This window comes from Exiguobacterium sp. SH4S7 (genome assembly GCF_004336795.1).
Lineage (GTDB): Bacteria > Bacillota > Bacilli > Exiguobacteriales > Exiguobacteriaceae > Exiguobacterium > Exiguobacterium aurantiacum_A.
The window spans coordinates 52,559-69,622 of sequence record NZ_SJUT01000002.1 but is presented as its reverse complement, the minus strand read 5'-3'; the positions used below and the strand labels follow the sequence as shown (position 1 = coordinate 69,622).

Here is a 17,064-nt window from a genome sequence, read left to right as displayed (position 1 = left end):
TCTCTGCATAGAAATGACTTTCTACTGACTATGAGTAATTGTAGTCTACATACCCTAATATTTCAATGAGGAAACGAATAACGTTTTGGAGAGATAGTAATAATGAGAGAGGGTGGAAGGATGGTTCATTTAGCCGACGGAGTGTTGCTCCTATCGATTCAACGCTTAAAAGGGGAGCGCAGCGAACGCAGCCTGTTTCACGTTTTAAACGGAAAACGTTCGGCGACGACGCTCCAAGATGCTTTTTTTTATGACCTTGAACCGATTTTCGGACTGTTCCCTTATACGAAATATGATTATGAGAAGCTGTTAGTCTCGTTTGAGAAAAGAGGCTGGCTCAATCGGGCGACGTTCACGTTAACCGAAGCCGGAAGTATGCTCGCTAGTCCGGACGCGGTCAGCCAGTTGTTTGACCGGCTCGGTGGCGAGTACCGGGACTATACGACGATGACATGGAAACGTCTCAGTTTATTTATCCAGACGTTCATGTCACTCGAACACGAGCGCACGTTTTATCCGGTCCAAGCCGATCGGATGGCCGAGCGGTGGGTCAAGCAAATCGTGCGAACGGAACGAGAGTGGAAAGAACTGATCGCCTCGTTTCATCAAGAACTCGAAACAGCGCTTGAGACGGTCGGTGATCCATATGCGACGGCAGTCGTCTATCGCTTCACCGGAGCGTTCGAGACGGGATACACGTATGAACAGATCGCGACGCTCCTTGACGTCGATGCTCGGACGGCACGGCTTTACTTCTTGGCCGGATGGAACGCGCTGTTACGGACTGTGCCGCGAGACGCCAAAATACTAGGGTTTGCCCACGGGTTGTCGGATGAGCGGATGACGTTATCGGCGCGCGAATCGTTCGATTTGTTTTCGGCCGGCCGCACGTTCGCGCAAGTACAATCGATCAGGCGCCTGCGCACGAGCACAATCGAAGACCACGTCGTCGAGATGGCGATGTATTTGGACGACTTCCCGCTCGATCAATTCGTGCCAGCCGACGCGATTGCCCAAGTCGAACGGTTACGGGAAGAAGACAGCTGGGCGCTAAAGCCGATCTTCGAGAAAACCGACAATCTCAGTTACTTCCAAATTCGGTTAGTGTTCGCGAGATTGAAACGAGGTGAGACATTTGTATGAAAAAACGTTGAAGCGTGTGTTCGGTCACGAGACGTTTCGTCCTGGACAGCGTGACGTCATCGAAGCGGTCGCCGAAGGGCAGGACGTGTTGGCGATCATGCCGACGGGTGCCGGGAAATCATTGACGTTCCAACTCCCGTCGTATTTAAAGAACGAAGGCTTGACGATTATCGTCTCGCCGCTCTTGTCGTTGATCGAAGACCAAATGCTCCATATCCGGGAGCGCGGCGAGCGTGGCGTGGCGAGGCTGACGTCGATGGAGACGTTAGAAGAGAAACAAGACATACTGAATCATTTGAAGCGCTATCGGTTCTTATACCTATCTCCCGAACAGCTTGCCGTGCCGCACGTGACCCGGGCACTCGCAAGGACTCCGATTCAAATGCTCGTCATCGATGAAGCGCACTGTATCTCGCAATGGGGTCACGAGTTCAGGCCGGAATACGCACGGCTCGGGGAGCTCCGTAAACAACTCGGAAGCCCGCAATGCATGGCCGTCACGGCGACGGCCCCGGAAAACGTGAAACGGGACATTATTGAAAAATTAGCTTTATTCTCGCCGTCCCAGTTCGTCCATTCGGCCAATCGACCTGAGATCCGTCTCATCGTCGAACGGCTCGAGACGGAACGAAAGATGCCGCGACTGATCGAACTCGTTCGAGAAGTGCCGACACCGGCCGTCATCTATACGGCGACACGACGGGAAGCTGAAGCGCTCGCGCTTCAACTCGATGACGCCTTGTTTTATCACGGCGGGATGTCGACCGAGGATCGGCGCCTCGTTCAATCGCAGTTTTTACGCGACGAAGTCGCGATCATGGTATGTACGAGTGCGTTCGGGATGGGCGTCAACAAAGATAACGTGCGCTCTGTCATCCATTTCCAACTGCCGGCGACGCTCGAGGCGTATATGCAAGAGATCGGCCGGGCCGGCCGGGACGGCGAACCGGCGTTTGCCGTCTTACTGTATGCCGAAGGGGATGAACGGATCCAACAGTTTTTAATCGATCAACAGTACCCGAAAGATAAAGACATCCGCATAGCTTATCTAGAACGGGACAACGGCACGAGCTTGTCGCAATTACCGCGGCTGTTGAAGATGAACGAGGAAGATCCGGTATGGGGCTTGCTAAACCAAATGCTCGCCGAACGCACGCTTGCCGATGCGGTCGATTGGGTAAAAGAGAGAAAGCGGGCCCGGTACCGCCAGCTCGGTCAAATGATCGACTACGCGCTTATCAAGAAGTGCCGGCGCGACTACTTGCTGAATTACTTTTCAGAGCAACCGGTCAAACAAGCCGATTGCTGTGACGTCTGTGGTGAGATTTCATTCCCGCCGTCGGTTCAAGTTGTGTCTAAAAATGTGACAGATTGGAAACATCGGTTGGCGCGCATCTTTTCCTTTGATTGATATCATAGTAAAATGATAAAAAAGGTAAAGGAGGGCACACGTTGCGACATCGAAACCAAGCAGATTCTCTTCGTGAAAAAGTCGTGGACACGTTGCCGTCTCGGTCGGAACGGCAAGAGCACGAGCGGAAAGAAAAATTGAATGATAATTGGTTGAAACGACCGCTGGCTATGATGCTGACTTTGACGATGTTTGCGATTATCCTCGCATTTTTATATATAGGACGTCATACATTATTTTTCTGATGATACGGTGGAGACGCCGTATTTTTTTATTTTGTTTCAACATCCTCGCGATGTTTACTTGAATTGGAAAAGTCACACCTGTTTCTCACAAATTTGCACAATAAAACAGGTAAAGCTGAAATGATGGGTCTATACTTAAAGAGAAGAACCTGTAGGAGAGGAGGGCTGCTATGCCGAAGTACTCCATCAAGACGGTCGCGTCACTGACCGGTGTGAACCCGACGACGATTCGGGCTTGGGAGCGTCGTTATCAGTTTATCGAGCCGAGTCGGACCGATTCGGGTCACCGGTTGTATTCCGACCAAGACGTCGAAAAAATCAAATGGGTCGTTGAAAAACAACGGGAAGGGTTGACCGTCTCGCAAGCGATTCAGCAACTTCACGAGGCGCCGAGGCCGAAGCCCGCTCGTCTCTACGACGAAGAATTGAAGGATGGATTAATGGACGCGCTGCTCAAATTTGATGAACGGAAAGCGCACGATTTGATGAACCGTGCCTTCAACACGTTCAGTTTTGAAAAAGTGACGAAAGATATCATTAGCCCGTTGCTGATGGATATCGGCACACGCTGGGAAAATGGGAAGGTCACGATCGCGCACGAACACTTTGCGACGTCCTTTTTTCGAGCCCGCTTGTCGACGTTGTCTCTTCAAATGCCGATGAATCCATTTTTGCCCCGGATCATTTGCGTCTGCGCCCCGGGTGAAATGCATGAAATCGGCCTTTTGTTCGTGACACTCTATTTAAGACAATACGGCTTTGACGTCATTTTCCTCGGATCGGGGTTCCCGAAAGAGGATTTGAGCATAGCGCTCCATGATATCGACGCGAAATGTTTAATCTTTTCATGTACGTTGACTGAGCACATTGCCAATCTTCAAGAAGCGATGCGTTACATTCAAGCGGAGCATCCAGACCTCGTCATCGGTGCGGGTGGATACGCCGTCAGTCAACAAGCGTCGCAATTTGAAGGAGCGTTTCTAGGAGATACGCCCGAAGCTTGGAATGAGTGGTTGTCAACCATTTGACAGGTCGACAAAACGGGAGTAGCTTATTAAGTAGAATGATTTTTCTTTGGAGGTTTTCGTTTGAGATTTGAAAAACAGACAAAAGAACATTTGAGGGTATACTTGACTGCGAGCGACTTATCGATTCGAGGGATTGCCATCGATACGATTGTCGGAGAGAGCGGTCAAGAACTATGGCGGGAATTGCTTGAAACGGCCGAGGCCGAATATGGGTTCATGCCGCAAGGTGCTGTCGACTTGAATGTGACGATGTTTCCACGCGATGGACTCGTCATCGATGTTCAAAAAGTCGATACGGTCGTCGCGGAGTCGGATCAAGAACAAGTCGAGATTCGCTTGACGATCGATGTGATCCACCATTTGATTTATCAGTTTGACGATATTGAAGACGTGATCAATGCGTCGATTTGTGCGTTTCCGCATATGCAAGATACCGACCAAGGTGGGGCACTCTATCATTATGACGGCCGCTACTACTTACATTTTGTAGAAGTTCTCAAACCGCAAGTCGAGGAACGGCTCGCCGCCATCCTGTCTGAATATGGCAAGACGACGACCGTCAGCCCGTATCTCATGATGGAGTACGGGAAGACCATCCAAACTGAACAAGCAGTGAAACAGCTGTACGATACGTTCGCGTAAGTACGGCTTTTTTACTATTCTGTTTCTATTGTTTTCAGCTGACACATGGTATGATAAAACTTGAATTTTTGAGAAGTTAGCTGAAGGAGAGATATGATGAAAGTCGCTGTTTTATATGGTGGAGTATCGGGTGAGCGTGAAGTGTCGCTTACGAGTGGTAAAGGTATGATCGAAGCGTTAGAGGCACGGGGTCATGAAGTCGTGGCCATTGATTTTCACCCGGATCGGGCTGAAGAGTTATTGACGCTTCAAGCAGACGTCGTCGTCAGTGCCCTGCACGGCAAGTATGGAGAAGACGGTCGCGTCCAGTCGCTCCTCGAGATGGCGCAGCTCCCTTATACAGGGTCGGGCGTCTTGGCTTCGGCTCTCGCGATGGACAAGGCACGCGCGAAAATCATTTTCGCCGCTTCAGGTATTCGTGTCGCCCGTGACGTCCTCGTCCAAGCAGGGGATGACCTCGATTTGAAAGTGGCCGAATGGGGCGGCGAGTTTCCTTGCGTCGTCAAACCGGCGCAAGAAGGCTCTTCGAACGGACTGACGATCGCGACCGACGAGTCGATGCTACGGGCGGGCATCGCCAAGGCGTTCCAATGTGATACGGCCGTGTTGGTCGAACAGTACATCAAAGGTCGTGAGCTGACCGTTCCGGTGCTCGGCAACCGTGGGAACGAGCACGCCCTCCCGGTCATCGAGATCATCCCGAAGAATGAATTTTACGACTACGAGTCTAAGTATTCGGAAGGCGGGTCGATTCACGTCTGTCCGGCGGAGTTGCCGGAGGCGTTGACGAAAGAAGTGCAAGCGGCCGCGATTGAGGCGCACCGTGCCCTCGGCTGCAGCGGCTATTCACGTTCTGATTTCTTAGTGTCGGAGCAAGGATTGGCCTACATCCTCGAGACGAACACGCTCCCGGGGATGACGCCGCTCAGTTTGTTCCCGGACAGTGCGAACGTCGCCGGTATTTCTTATGGTGAATTGCTAGAGCGTTTCATCGCGCTCGCCTTAGAAAAATAAGAAGGGATTCCCCTTCTCTGCTTTTTAGAAAACGCTTTCATTATTTTTGTGAAACCCTTTCAAAATGCTTGCTTATCGGCTATACTTTTAAACGAATACGAGGTTGATTCTTGGGGGAGAATTGACAATTTAGGGGAGGAAACCTTCATGATTACGGATCAAGAAAAAGGTCATCAAAAACGAAAAAACATCCTTGAATCGACACAGGAAGTTGTCCACGAGGCGCTCGAGAAACTCGGTTATCCAGAAGAGATGTACGAGCTGTTGAAAGAGCCGCTTCGGATGCTGACCGTGCGTATCCCTGTCCGCATGGACGACGGTTCGACGAAGATCTTCACTGGCTATCGGGCGCAACATAACGATGCTGTCGGCCCGACGAAAGGTGGGATTCGCTTCCACCCGAGCGTGACGGAAGTAGAAGTCAAGGCGCTGTCGATATGGATGAGCCTGAAGGCCGGTATCGTCGACCTTCCTTACGGTGGCGGTAAAGGGGGCATCGTTTGCGATCCGCGTGAGATGAGTTTCCGTGAAATCGAACGGTTGAGCCGCGGCTACGTTCGAGCGATCAGCCAAATCGTAGGTCCGACCAAAGATATCCCGGCGCCTGATGTGTTTACGAACTCGCAGATCATGGCATGGATGATGGATGAGTACAGCCGTATCGATGAATTCAACTCACCGGGCTTCATCACCGGTAAGCCGCTCGTGCTCGGTGGTTCACACGGTCGCGAGACGGCGACGGCAAAAGGTGTCGCCATCATGATCCGGGAGGCGTCGCTTCGCCGTGGGATCGAGTTGAAAGGCGCGCGCGTCGTCGTCCAAGGATTTGGTAACGCCGGCAGCTTCTTATCGAAGTTCATGCACGACGTGGGAGCGAAAGTCATCGCTGTCAGTGACGCGTATGGCGCGATCTATGATGAGAACGGACTTGACATCCCGTATTTGCTCGATCGACGCGACTCGTTCGGGACGATCTCGACACTGTTCAAAAACACGATTTCGAACAAAGAGATGCTCGAGCTCGACTGTGACATTTTAGTCCCGGCCGCGATCGAGAACCAGATCACTGAAGATAACGCCGATAACATCAAAGCATCGATCATCGTCGAGGCGGCGAACGGACCGACGACGAACGAAGCGACGCGTATTTTGACAGAACGCGGCATCTTGCTCGTCCCTGACGTCCTCGCTTCAAGCGGTGGCGTGACAGTCTCTTACTTCGAATGGGTCCAAAACAATCAAGGTTATTACTGGACGGAAGAAGAAGTCGAAACGAAGCTTGAAAAAGTGCTCGTCCATTCGTTCAATACGGTATACAACACATCATCAGCCCGGAAAGTCGACATGCGTCTCGCTGCCTATATGGTCGGTGTCCGTAAAATGGCGGAGGCCTCACGCTTCCGTGGCTGGGTGTGATGGCGACTTGCCGATGAACATCGCAAAATGAGGAAGGACCCGCAGTCGGGTCCTTCCTCATTTTAGTTGAACAAGTTTATGACGATGTCACACCGATGCGCTCCCGAAGCGCTTCGGCGATCGCTTGGCCGTGAAAACGGCCGTTTTCGATGAAGATTTTGTTGGCATCGTTCCCGGCCGCGACGACGCCGGCGATGAACAGGTTATCGACGTTTGTCTCATACGTCGCCTCATCAAACTGCGGGATGCCGGTCTCGTCGTCGACGAGTACACCGGCTGCCGAGAACAGCCCATGGTCAGGCAAGTAACCGGTCATGGCGAGGACGTGGTCCGTTGCGACCCGTTTCTCTTCGCCATGTTGTCGATAGACGACATGGTCCTGTTCGATGCGAATGATCTCGGCCTCGAGCTCAAGACGTACTTTTTCATGACGAACGAGGGAGTCGAAAGCGGGTAGTACCCATGGTTTGACCGATGGGCTATAGCCGTCACCGCGGTAGAGCACCGTGACGTATGCCCCGGCTTTCTCGAGTTCGATGGCCGCATCGACCGCCGAGTTCTTTCCGCCGATGACGGTGACGTGTTGCCGATAAAACGGATGTGCTTCTTTGAAATAATGGGTCACGTGCGGGAGTTCTTCTCCCGGGACGTCTAACTTGCGGGGCCGTCCGTAGTACCCGGTCGCGAGAACGACGAAGTCGGCAAGGCGTTCTGTGACGCCGTGGCGGTCGTGACGGGACCGGACGATGAATTTGTCGGCACGACGGTCGATCGATTCGACCGTCTCGAACGGTTTGACGACAAGCCCGGTCCGGCTCACGACTTCACGATAATAGACGAGCGCGTCTTGGCGATGTGGTTTTAAGTCTTTACAGATGAACGGGATATCCCCGATTTCAAGCAAAGTGGCTGATGAGAAAAACGTCTGATGGGTCGGATAGCGGTAAATCGCATCGACGATGTTGCCTCGTTCGATGATCGTGCACGAGATACCGACCCGTTCTAATTCGATTGCCGCCGACAGGCCGCACGGGCCGGCGCCGACAATGATCGCGTGTTTGTCCAATGAAATCACCTCATCCCTCATTGTATGGAACGAAGGCTGAGATGGCAAGTCACTGCTGGAAGCTGAAGCTGTGTTCCATGACCGGTTGCGACGAGCCTGATTCGAGCTCGACGAGAAGACGGAGCCGTGCTTTTTGCGAATTGAGACCGTTCGAGAAGATGATGCCCATCTCTTTCAGTTGTTTACCGCCACCCTCATACCCGTACACGTCTTGAACGATACCGTTAAAACAGCGGCTGACGATGACGACCGGGATGTGGTCGACGAGTCGTTCGAGTGCCGGGACGATCGACGGTGGAACGTTTCCTTGACCGAGCACTTCGAGAACGAGCCCGTCGTAGCCGAGGTCGAGCACGGCTTCTAGCAAGTCAGGTTCCATGCCGGCGACAACTTTCAACACGGCGACTCGTTTCGTGATCGCTGGAATCATCTTCGGCTGTCTCGTTGTTGGTTGGCTGTAGATGAGGACGTGGTCCTTCGTCACCATCCCGACGTTTCCGAAGTGGACCGATTTGAACGTGTCGACGGAAGAGGTGTGCGTCTTCGTGACGTTGAACGCCGAGTGGATTTCGCCGTTGAAGACGACGAGCACCCCTTTGCCCCGTGCGGCTTCGCTCCTTGCGACCCGGAGCGCCGTGATGAGATTGAACTCGCCGTCCGACCCGATCTCGTTCGACGAGCGCATCGCTCCTGTCAAGACGATCGGCACGGGGGCACCGAGCGTGATCTGCAGGAAGTACGCCGTCTCCTCGAGCGTGTCGGTCCCGTGGGTGATGACGACGCCGTCATACGTGTCTTGCGTCAACTGCTGTGCGATGAACTGGGCGAGCTCGAGCATCTTCTCGGGCGTCATATGAGGAGACGGAATGTTTGAGAAGTGCTTCGTCGTAATTTTTGCGATGTCGGTCGCTTTCGGCAACGTCGCGTCAATCGGATTGACCTCACTTGGTGAGACGTGGCCCGAACCGGTCTGCGACATCGCGATCGTGCCGCCGGTATGGATGAGTAATAGATGATTCATAGTCGACCTCCAACTTTTTTTGTCCTTTTCTTCCATTTTCTAGGCGTTAGCTACTTTTTCTTTCGGCTTATTCAGTGTATGCTTAACGATAGAAAGGAGAGATGCATCATGATTGCAATCGCCTTGTCTGCGGTTGCGCCAGGATTCGCCCTTCTTTCCTACTTCTATTTACGGCATGAGTTGGAAGCGGAACCGCTCGGCTATGTGATTCGTTCGTTTGTCGCCGGTGCCATTCTTGTCTTTCCGATCATGTTCGTCCAATATGCGTTTGTGGAAGAAGGGGTCCTTGTCGGCCCGTTTTGGCAAGCGTTCGTCGCCACCGCTCTATTAGAAGAATTTTTTAAATGGTTCATGATCTATTATACAATATACATACATAAAGTTTTTGATGATTACTACGACGGGATTCTCTATGCGGTCGCCTGTTCACTCGGCTTTGCCACGTTGGAGAATTTTCTATACTTGTGGGTTTATGACTCGCTCGAGATTGCGATTTGGCGAGCCGTCTTACCGGTGAGCGGCCATGCGCTCTTCGCCGTGGCAATGGGCTTTTGTCTCGGTCGGGCCAAACACTCCGCGCATGAACGGTTTTGGCTGTTCACCGCTGTCATGTCGGCAACGTTGCTACACGGAATGTTTGACTATATCTTACTCGTTGAATCGACGAACAAGGTGCCGGCCGTGCTCTATATCGTCATTTTATGGATGGTCGCGCTCTTGCTCGTCCGCACTGCAAATCGATCAAATCGTCGTCAATACAAATAGATAAAAGGGGAACGGGTTCATGTTAAAAGTTGGTCAAGAGTTACGAGTTGAAGTTGAAGGGAGAAACGAAGGGAAGACGAAAATCGCTGCCATTAACGGCGGTGTCGTCTGGATCGAATCTCCGAGCGAGATTGCGACGCTAAAGACGTTTTTTTTGCATGAGGATGAACCGATGCGTTTGTACTTTTTCAAAGGCGAAGATCAACTGTACGCTTTCGATTCAGTCGTCACGAAACGGATCAGTGACGCCCAGCTGACGCTTCGCTATGCGTTTAACTTGCCGGATGAGAAAAAAATCAAGCGCGTCCAACGTCGCGAGTACTTGCGCGTGCCGGAGATGATCAACGTGACGGTGCTCGCGGCAGACGGCGAAGCGTTTCCGTCATTCGAGACGACGTCACTAGACGTGTCGGCCGGCGGGATGCGTGTCGTGGCGAACCGTTCGCCGGTCGACGTCGATGAGTCGGTCATCGTCGTATTCCGGATTGAGGACGAGCGAGGGATACCCCAGACGTTCCGCGTCAAGAGCCGTCTCGTCCGGGTTCAAGAGCAGGCCGTAAAGCACGAGCTGTCACTTTGTTTTGAGGATTTGACGCCTCGTGATCAGGAGACGATTTTACGTTATTGTTTCCGGGCCCAGCTCGAAGCCAGAAAACGGACCGGCTCCGTATTTTCTTCACGTTAAAAAACTGGTATGATGTTCTCGGAACAAACGACCGAGAGGAGGTGGGTATCGGAATGAGCCGATACCCAATTTTTATGACTAAACCGCTACAAATCGCATTAGATGGGCCGGCAGGAGCCGGCAAGAGCACAATCGCTAAAACGCTCGCTAAAAAGTTAGGTTACGTGTACATCGATACCGGGGCAATCTACCGGGCTGTCACATATCGCGCGCTCGAGCAACACGTCGGATTAGAAGACGGCCCCGCCCTCGCTGAGATGATCGGCAAGATGGAGTTACGTCTCGTCCCGAGCGAGAGCGGGCAACGCGTGTTTGACGGTGACGAGGAAGTGACCGAAGTCATTCGGACGAGTGAAGTGACGAACAACGTCAGTTTTGTCGCAAGACAGCCTGAGGTCCGGGACGCACTTATGGATTTACAACGGGACTTGGCTCGGGACGGCGGCATCGTCATGGACGGTCGTGACATCGGGACGCACGTATTGCCTGAGGCAGACTTGAAAGTGTTCATGACCGCGACCGTCGAGGAACGTGCCCGTCGTCGCCACGAGGAGAACGTGTCAAAGGGTCTCCCGAGCGATTTCGAACAATTGAAACAAGAGATCGCCTTGCGTGATAAACGGGACTCGGAGCGCGTCGTCGCTCCACTCCGTCAAGCGGATGACGCCCACTTCCTCGACACGACCCATTTGTCGATCGATGGTGTCGTCACGGCTGTTGAACAGCTCATGGAACAGGTGGTCGGACGATGAAGCCGCTCAACAACGGCCCGTTCGGGATGTATCGGTTAACGGTCGGCGTCGTTCGAATCATGCGTCTGCTCAGCTTCCGCGTCGAGTATGTCGGTCGTGAGAATGTACCTGAGGACGGCTCGATCATCGTCTGTTCGAACCACCAGTCGAACTGGGACCCGGTCTTGTTGGCCAGTGCCATGCCGAAGCAACGGCCAATTCGTTTTTTTGCAAAAAAAGAGCTGTTCGATGTCCCGGTTTTAAAACGGATTTTGACACGCTCCGGGCAAATCCCGGTGTCACGCGGGGAAGGGGACCGTCAAGCGCTACGTACTGTTCTTCAGAAGTTGAAAGAGGACGAGGTCATCTCGATCTTTCCGGAAGGGACCCGTTCGAAAGACGGATCGCTCGGTAAGGCGCAGGCGGGTGTCGGTTTTTTCGCCCTCCGTTCAAACGCTGCCGTCCTTCCGATCGCGATCATCGGTAAATACAAGTTCCGTTCGAAGTTGAAGGTCGTCATCGGCGAGCCGATCGACTTCTCGCAACTGAAAGCGGACAAAGCGAGTGCCCAAGACGCCGCCGATTTGATCATGGCGACAATCGCCGAACTGTACATGACCCATTCACAGAACGTTCGCTAATTTCAGGTTTAATCTGTTGCAATCAGAGGAACAAACCTGATAACACCTTGACAAATCTGTCGAATTATAAGAAGTTTATACTAGGTGTTAAGCGCCTTAGGGCGCTCCTTTTTGTACTCATCGTGAGGGGGTAGTGTTGGAATGGTCGAAGAAATGAAAGATATGCCTGATTTTGAAATTAATCGAGGTCAAATCGTGACCGGTATCGTCGTCAAAATCGAGGACAAGCAAGCGTTAATTGATATCGGTTACAAAACCGAGGCGATTTTGCCAATCAGCGAAGTATCAAGCATGCATTTAGACGATTTAAACGAATCACTCCATGTCAACGACGAAATCCGTGTCAAAGTGAAAAAGGTCACGGATGAAGAGGTTGTCGTATCGAAGAAAGACGTAGATGCCGAGGCAGCTTGGGATCAAATCGTTGAAAAATTCGAATCGGGCGAAGTATTTGAAGTCATGGTGAAAGATAAGGTCAAAGGCGGTCTTGTTGTCGATATCGGCATCCGCGGCTTTATCCCGGCTTCACTCGTAGAAAACCACTTCGTCGAAGATTTCTCATCATACTTGCATAAGCCGATTACGGTTAAAGTCGTCGAGATGGACCGCGAAAAAAATCGCGTCATCTTGTCGCATAAAGCGGTGGCAGAGGCAGAGATGAGTGCGAAGAAGGCGGAAACGCTTGAATCGCTCGAGGTCGGTCAAATTATCGAAGGAACCGTCCAACGTCTAACTGACTTTGGTGCGTTCGTCGATATCGGCGGCGTCGACGGTCTCGTCCATATTTCTGAGATGGCTCATAGTCGTGTTGAAAAACCGAGTGATGTCGTCACAGAAGGTGACAAAGTGAAAGTGAAAGTACTTGGTCTTGACCTCGACAATGAAAAAGTGAAATTGTCGATCAAAGAGACGCAACCGGGACCGTGGGAATCGGTTGAAGGCAAGATTCAACCTGGGGACGTGATCGCGGGGAAAGTCAAACGTATCGTCACGTTTGGTGCGTTCGTCGAAGTCGCGCCGCAAGTCGAAGGGTTGCTCCACATTTCTCAGATTGCGAACCGACACATCGCGACGCCATCTGAAGTCTTGTCTGAAGGACAAGAAGTGAAAGTGAAAGTGCTCGACGTCCATCTCGATGAGAAGAAAATCTCATTGTCGATGCGTGCACTCGAATCAGAAGACGGTTCACGCGATGATGAAGAGCAGTCGCTGCTTGACGAATATAGCGATCAAGGCGGATTCTCTGTATCTGAACTGACAGGTGAGAACGCCTCGGACGATTCTAAATAAGACGGTCGTTCAAGCGGGAGTCATACTCCCGCTTCTTTTTGTATGGTCACTAATATTCGACTGTGCTATAATTGTACAGTTGCAAATAAGAACGATAATTTTTTGAATGAAAGTTAAAGAGGTGTTTATATGGGAATTCCAGCAGTGGCCATCGTAGGCCGCCCGAATATTGGGAAATCCACGATTTTCAACCGGATCATCGGTGATCGCGTATCGATCGTCGATGACAAACCGGGAGTTACACGCGACCGTATTTACGGTACGGGTGAGTGGTTGAACCGAAAGTTTCATTTGATCGACACAGGCGGGATCGAGGTCGGCGATGAGCCGCTTCTCGTTCAGATGCGTCATCAAGCCGAACTCGCGATCGATGAGGCGGACGTCATCGTCTTCATGGTAAACGGTCGTGAAGGGATCACGGCAGCGGATGAAGAAGTCGCGAACTTGTTGTTCCGTTCGAACAAGCCGATCGTGCTTGCCGTCAACAAAGTCGATAACTTCGAGATGCGTGAACTCATGTATGAGTTCTACTCGCTCGGGTTTGGCGACCCGTTCCCGATCTCGGGAACACACGGACTCGGTCTTGGTGATCTGTTAGATCGTGTCCTCGAACTCGCGCCGGACAAAGACGATTACGAATACAACGAAGATGTCATTCAGTTCTCGCTCATCGGACGCCCGAACGTCGGGAAATCGAGTTTGACGAACGCGATTCTCGGTGAAGAACGTGTTATCGTCTCGGCGATCGCCGGAACGACGCGCGATGCGATCGATACACCGTTCACTCGTGATGGACAAGAGTACGTCATCATCGATACGGCCGGTATGCGTAAGCGCGGCAAAGTGTACGAATCGACGGAACGTTATAGTGTCATGCGTGCCCAAAAGGCGATTGAACGCTCGAACGTCGTCCTCGTCGTCATCGACGGTGAAGAAGGCATCATCGAGCAAGACAAACGCGTCGCAGGACTTGCCCACGAAGCAGGGAAAGCGATCGTGCTCGTCGTCAACAAATGGGACGCTGTCGAGAAAGACGACAAGACGATGAAGAAGATGGAAGAGAAGATCCGCAAGGAATTCCTATTCCTCGACTACGCGCCAATCGTATTCTTATCGGCACTCACGTCGAAGCGGTTGCAAACGCTTCTTCCTGTCATCAATCAAGTTGCCGAATCACACCGTCAGCGTATTTCGACGAGCGTGTTGAACGATGTCATCGTCGACGCGGTCGCGATGAACCCGACACCAACGGACAAAGGACAACGACTCAAGATCAACTATGCGACGCAAGTGGCGATCGAGCCACCGACGTTCGTGTTGTTCGTCAACGATCCCGAGTTGCTTCACTTCTCGTACAAACGTTATCTAGATAACCAGATTCGCCGCGCGTTTGACTTTACTGGTACACCGATTCACATCGTGGCTCGTCAGAAAAACTAGTAATGGGGGTGCCTCACATGGCAAAAGTAGCTGTCATTGGTGCAGGAAGCTGGGGAACGGCATTATCGCTCGTCCTCGCTGACAATGGACACGACGTCGTGCTCTACGGACGTGAGGAAGATCACGTCCATGAGATCAACACGTCGCATACGAATTCGACTTACTTGAAAGATGTGCCGCTTCCGGCGTCGATCCGGGCAACGACCGATTTGAAAGAGGCGGTTCTAAATTGCTCGATCATTTTCCTCGTCGTCCCGAGCTCGGCGATTCGTCCGGTTTCCCGTGAAGTGAACGATCTGCTCACGGAACCGGTCACGATCGTTCATGCCGCAAAAGGGATCGAACCGAAGACGCATAAGCGGTTGTCTGAGATCATCGCTGAAGAGATCGATCCGTCAAAACGTCGAGCCATCGGTGTATTGACGGGTCCGACCCACGCCGAGGAAGTGGCCGTCCGCAAACCGACGACGATCACCATCGCGTGTGAGGATTTATTTGTCGCTGATGAGATTCAAGAACTGCTCACAAACGATCAGTTCCGAGTCTATTTGAACTCTGACGTCATCGGAGCGGAATACGGGGGCGCGCTTAAAAACATTATCGCCCTTGCCGCCGGGATGACCGACGGGCTCGGATACGGCGACAATGCGAAAGCTGCCCTCATGACGCGCGGCATCGTCGAGATCGCTCGGCTCGGTGTCAAACTCGGCGCCAACCCGGCCTCGTTCTCGGGCTTGACCGGGATCGGTGATTTGATCGTGACCGCGACGTCACAGCACAGCCGAAACTGGCGAGCTGGTAACGCCATCGGACGTGGGGAGAAGCTTGAAGACGTACTCGATCAGATGGGTATGGTCGTCGAAGGTGTGCGTGCCTGTGAAGCAGCGCATACACTTGCCCGCGAAGCCGGCGTCGACATGCCGATCACGGAAGCGCTCTACAACGTGCTGTTCGAAGGAAAAAGTCCGCATGATGAAGTGAAAAAGTTGATGAGACGCCCGCAAAAACATGAAATGGAAGAAGTTTTCCATTTCGAGGGCGAATAACAGCAAAGGAACTGACGTTTTCGTTCAGTTCCTTTGTTTTTTTTGCTACACTAAATTACGGAGTAAGATTTATAGAGAAAGTCGAGGGGATAGACGTGACACCGTCACTCATCAAGATGTGGATTTCATTTGCGGGGATTGGGGCGTTTGCCGTCGCTGCGCTCATGGTGGCAGTCAGCCACACGAAACTTTCAGGCTGGTTTGCGGTGCTCATTCGAGTCGTCGCATTCGTGATTTTTCTATTCGGAACGATCATTATGATTTATGTGGTCGCTTCTGGACCGACAGGAGGGTAAACCGTGAAACGAATGTTATTAGCCGTCAGTTTGGCGACGGCGACGCTGCTCGCCGGATGTATGTTCCCGGAAACAAATCGGGTCGACAACGTGCCTTATGAGGACCAGTTGCAATCGGTCCAGACGGCGGTCGACTCGTTCAAAGAGACGACCGGTGTCTTACCGATCAAAACAAAGCCGGCCGAGACGCCGCTGATGGAACGTTACCCGATCGAGTTTAGCCGCCTCGTCCCTGGTTATTTGGCAGATCCGCCGGCAAACAGTTTCGAAGGGGGCGGCTTGTTCTTATACGTCCTTGTCGACGCCGAGACAGAGCCGACGGTCAAACTGATTGACTTGCGGGTGACCGAGCGCCTCCAACAACTGCAGACGAATATCAACTCGTTCCGAGTCAAAGAAGGGAAATATCCGTTCAAAGGTTCGCTCGGCAAGAATCAGTTTACGATCGATTACGACCTCGTTTTCGTCTCCGAAGAACCGTTCATCCCGAGCCCATACACGGAAAACGAGTTGCCGATCTATGTGGATGGGACTGGTCAATTGTTCGTCGATTACCGGGCTGACATCGAAGCCGTGCTCGAGAACACGGATGCCGAGCCGAAAGTAGGAGAGGATATTCGTTATTTGCTCTACGATGACGCACCGTTCGCTCCGGCTTATTCGCAAGGGTATACGATTAATGACCAAGGTGAGGTCGAGTTTTTAAACAATTGAGTCGAGCAAGGTGTCCGCTTATGACCTTTTCGCTTAAAAAATGTTGTCATATCAACGTTTGTACGATATGATTAATCCCGTAAACTCTCTGTGAGAGGAGGTGAATCGTGATGAACAAAACTGAATTGATCAACGCAGTTGTCGAGAAAGCAGATGTGTCTAAAAAAGACGCAACGAAAATCGTAGAAGCAACGTTTGAATCAATCACTGAAGCACTCCAAAGCGGTGAGAAAATTCAATTGATCGGTTTTGGTACTTTTGAAGTTCGTGAACGTGCTGCCCGTAAAGGTCGCAACCCACGTACGAAAGAAGATATCGAAATCCCTGCAAGCAAAGTTCCTGCCTTCAAAGCAGGTAAAGCGCTTAAAGATGCGGTCAAATAATGAGCAATACATAAGTCGCCGAGAGGCGGCTTTTTTTGTAGTTGAAAGCAAGTTCACATGGCGTGAATGTGACAAAAATGTGCTATA

The 17,064-nt window shown here is 51.9% G+C and carries 19 protein-coding genes; 17 read left to right on the top strand and 2 right to left on the bottom strand.

The annotated features are described in order from the left end of the window. The first annotated feature begins 120 nt into the window (after window positions 1-120). The 7 genes from EVJ29_RS04460 to EVJ29_RS04430 all read left to right on the top strand — a co-directional run bounded on the left by EVJ29_RS04460 (window position 121) and on the right by EVJ29_RS04430 (window position 6,899). Entirely contained in the window at window positions 121-1,143 is a 1,023-nt protein-coding gene (locus EVJ29_RS04460; RefSeq protein ID WP_236633390.1) for a helix-turn-helix domain-containing protein, read from the top strand. Next, window positions 1,127-2,554: a RecQ family ATP-dependent DNA helicase gene (locus tag EVJ29_RS04455; RefSeq protein ID WP_131440210.1), complete on the top strand. Its 1,428-nt coding sequence runs from the start codon at window positions 1,127-1,129 to the stop codon at window positions 2,552-2,554. Before EVJ29_RS04460 ends, EVJ29_RS04455 begins: the two co-directional genes overlap by 17 nt. A gap of 41 nt (window positions 2,555-2,595) precedes the next feature. After that, entirely contained in the window at window positions 2,596-2,799 is a 204-nt protein-coding gene (locus tag EVJ29_RS04450; protein ID WP_070327448.1) for a hypothetical protein, read from the top strand. A gap of 170 nt (window positions 2,800-2,969) precedes the next feature. After that, entirely contained in the window at window positions 2,970-3,827 is an 858-nt protein-coding gene (locus EVJ29_RS04445) for a MerR family transcriptional regulator (protein WP_131504755.1), read from the top strand. Between the two features lie 60 nt (window positions 3,828-3,887). Beyond that, on the top strand, window positions 3,888-4,469 hold the full coding sequence (locus tag EVJ29_RS04440; protein ID WP_131440208.1) for an adaptor protein MecA: 582 nt from the start codon (window positions 3,888-3,890) through the stop codon (window positions 4,467-4,469). 96 nt (window positions 4,470-4,565) lie between these two features. Next, complete coding sequence (locus EVJ29_RS04435; RefSeq protein ID WP_070327445.1) at window positions 4,566-5,483, top strand: D-alanine--D-alanine ligase; 918 nt, start codon at window positions 4,566-4,568, stop codon at window positions 5,481-5,483. Between the two features lie 147 nt (window positions 5,484-5,630). After that, entirely contained in the window at window positions 5,631-6,899 is a 1,269-nt protein-coding gene (locus EVJ29_RS04430) for a Glu/Leu/Phe/Val family dehydrogenase (RefSeq protein WP_070327444.1), read from the top strand. A 76-nt stretch (window positions 6,900-6,975) separates the two neighbouring features. Here EVJ29_RS04430 and EVJ29_RS04425 read toward each other — a convergent pair whose 3' ends face one another. Both EVJ29_RS04425 and EVJ29_RS04420 read right to left on the bottom strand, forming a co-directional pair. Then, the gene (locus EVJ29_RS04425; RefSeq protein WP_131465244.1) at window positions 6,976-7,986 is read right to left on the bottom strand and encodes a YpdA family putative bacillithiol disulfide reductase; all 1,011 of its coding nucleotides are present in this window, start codon (window positions 7,984-7,986) and stop codon (window positions 6,976-6,978) included. Between the two features lie 28 nt (window positions 7,987-8,014). Next, window positions 8,015-8,986, bottom strand: a complete 972-nt coding sequence (locus EVJ29_RS04420) for an asparaginase (protein ID WP_070327442.1) — start codon at window positions 8,984-8,986, stop codon at window positions 8,015-8,017. Window positions 8,987-9,094: 108 nt separating this feature from the next. Here EVJ29_RS04420 and prsW point away from each other — a divergent pair, with 108 nt between their 5' ends. From prsW to EVJ29_RS04370, 10 genes are all read left to right on the top strand, one after another. Then, entirely contained in the window at window positions 9,095-9,751 is a 657-nt protein-coding gene (gene prsW, locus EVJ29_RS04415; RefSeq protein ID WP_070327441.1) for a glutamic-type intramembrane protease PrsW, read from the top strand. A gap of 19 nt (window positions 9,752-9,770) precedes the next feature. Then, complete coding sequence (locus EVJ29_RS04410) at window positions 9,771-10,436, top strand: flagellar brake protein (protein WP_131465242.1); 666 nt, start codon at window positions 9,771-9,773, stop codon at window positions 10,434-10,436. A gap of 74 nt (window positions 10,437-10,510) precedes the next feature. Continuing rightward, complete coding sequence (cmk, locus tag EVJ29_RS04405) at window positions 10,511-11,188, top strand: (d)CMP kinase (RefSeq protein ID WP_070327439.1); 678 nt, start codon at window positions 10,511-10,513, stop codon at window positions 11,186-11,188. Further along, the gene (locus EVJ29_RS04400) at window positions 11,185-11,808 is read left to right on the top strand and encodes a lysophospholipid acyltransferase family protein (RefSeq protein ID WP_131443335.1); all 624 of its coding nucleotides are present in this window, start codon (window positions 11,185-11,187) and stop codon (window positions 11,806-11,808) included. Before cmk ends, EVJ29_RS04400 begins: the two co-directional genes overlap by 4 nt. A gap of 141 nt (window positions 11,809-11,949) precedes the next feature. Further along, on the top strand, window positions 11,950-13,098 hold the full coding sequence (rpsA, locus tag EVJ29_RS04395) for a 30S ribosomal protein S1 (protein ID WP_070327437.1): 1,149 nt from the start codon (window positions 11,950-11,952) through the stop codon (window positions 13,096-13,098). Window positions 13,099-13,227: 129 nt separating this feature from the next. Beyond that, on the top strand, window positions 13,228-14,538 hold the full coding sequence (gene der / locus EVJ29_RS04390; protein ID WP_035386714.1) for a ribosome biogenesis GTPase Der: 1,311 nt from the start codon (window positions 13,228-13,230) through the stop codon (window positions 14,536-14,538). 17 nt (window positions 14,539-14,555) lie between these two features. Further along, entirely contained in the window at window positions 14,556-15,584 is a 1,029-nt protein-coding gene (locus EVJ29_RS04385) for an NAD(P)H-dependent glycerol-3-phosphate dehydrogenase (RefSeq protein ID WP_131440198.1), read from the top strand. 116 nt (window positions 15,585-15,700) lie between these two features. Beyond that, window positions 15,701-15,880 (top strand): DUF2768 domain-containing protein, encoded by a 180-nt coding sequence (locus EVJ29_RS04380; RefSeq protein WP_233589594.1) that lies wholly within the window; start codon window positions 15,701-15,703, stop codon window positions 15,878-15,880. A 12-nt stretch (window positions 15,881-15,892) separates the two neighbouring features. Further along, window positions 15,893-16,594, top strand: a complete 702-nt coding sequence (locus EVJ29_RS04375) for a hypothetical protein (protein WP_201738990.1) — start codon at window positions 15,893-15,895, stop codon at window positions 16,592-16,594. Between the two features lie 107 nt (window positions 16,595-16,701). Next, entirely contained in the window at window positions 16,702-16,977 is a 276-nt protein-coding gene (locus EVJ29_RS04370) for an HU family DNA-binding protein (protein WP_198010937.1), read from the top strand. Window positions 16,978-17,064: the final 87 nt, after the last annotated feature.

Excerpts from the sequence above, each read along its gene's own strand:
- EVJ29_RS04460 (WP_236633390.1), top strand. The coding sequence starts at position 121 with ATGGTTCATTTAGCCGACGGAGTGTTGCTCCTATCGATTCAACGCTTA.
- EVJ29_RS04445 (WP_131504755.1), top strand. The coding sequence starts at position 2,970 with ATGCCGAAGTACTCCATCAAGACGGTCGCGTCACTGACCGGTGTGAAC.
- EVJ29_RS04435 (WP_070327445.1), top strand. The coding sequence starts at position 4,566 with ATGAAAGTCGCTGTTTTATATGGTGGAGTATCGGGTGAGCGTGAAGTG.
- EVJ29_RS04430 (WP_070327444.1), top strand. The coding sequence starts at position 5,631 with ATGATTACGGATCAAGAAAAAGGTCATCAAAAACGAAAAAACATCCTT.
- EVJ29_RS04425 (WP_131465244.1), bottom strand. The coding sequence starts at position 7,986 with ATGAGGGATGAGGTGATTTCATTGGACAAACACGCGATCATTGTCGGC.
- EVJ29_RS04420 (WP_070327442.1), bottom strand. The coding sequence starts at position 8,986 with ATGAATCATCTATTACTCATCCATACCGGCGGCACGATCGCGATGTCG.
- prsW (WP_070327441.1), top strand. The coding sequence starts at position 9,095 with ATGATTGCAATCGCCTTGTCTGCGGTTGCGCCAGGATTCGCCCTTCTT.
- EVJ29_RS04410 (WP_131465242.1), top strand. The coding sequence starts at position 9,771 with ATGTTAAAAGTTGGTCAAGAGTTACGAGTTGAAGTTGAAGGGAGAAAC.
- cmk (WP_070327439.1), top strand. The coding sequence starts at position 10,511 with ATGACTAAACCGCTACAAATCGCATTAGATGGGCCGGCAGGAGCCGGC.
- EVJ29_RS04400 (WP_131443335.1), top strand. The coding sequence starts at position 11,185 with ATGAAGCCGCTCAACAACGGCCCGTTCGGGATGTATCGGTTAACGGTC.
- rpsA (WP_070327437.1), top strand. The coding sequence starts at position 11,950 with ATGGTCGAAGAAATGAAAGATATGCCTGATTTTGAAATTAATCGAGGT.
- der (WP_035386714.1), top strand. The coding sequence starts at position 13,228 with ATGGGAATTCCAGCAGTGGCCATCGTAGGCCGCCCGAATATTGGGAAA.
- EVJ29_RS04385 (WP_131440198.1), top strand. The coding sequence starts at position 14,556 with ATGGCAAAAGTAGCTGTCATTGGTGCAGGAAGCTGGGGAACGGCATTA.
- EVJ29_RS04380 (WP_233589594.1), top strand. The coding sequence starts at position 15,701 with ATGTGGATTTCATTTGCGGGGATTGGGGCGTTTGCCGTCGCTGCGCTC.
- EVJ29_RS04375 (WP_201738990.1), top strand. The coding sequence starts at position 15,893 with ATGTTATTAGCCGTCAGTTTGGCGACGGCGACGCTGCTCGCCGGATGT.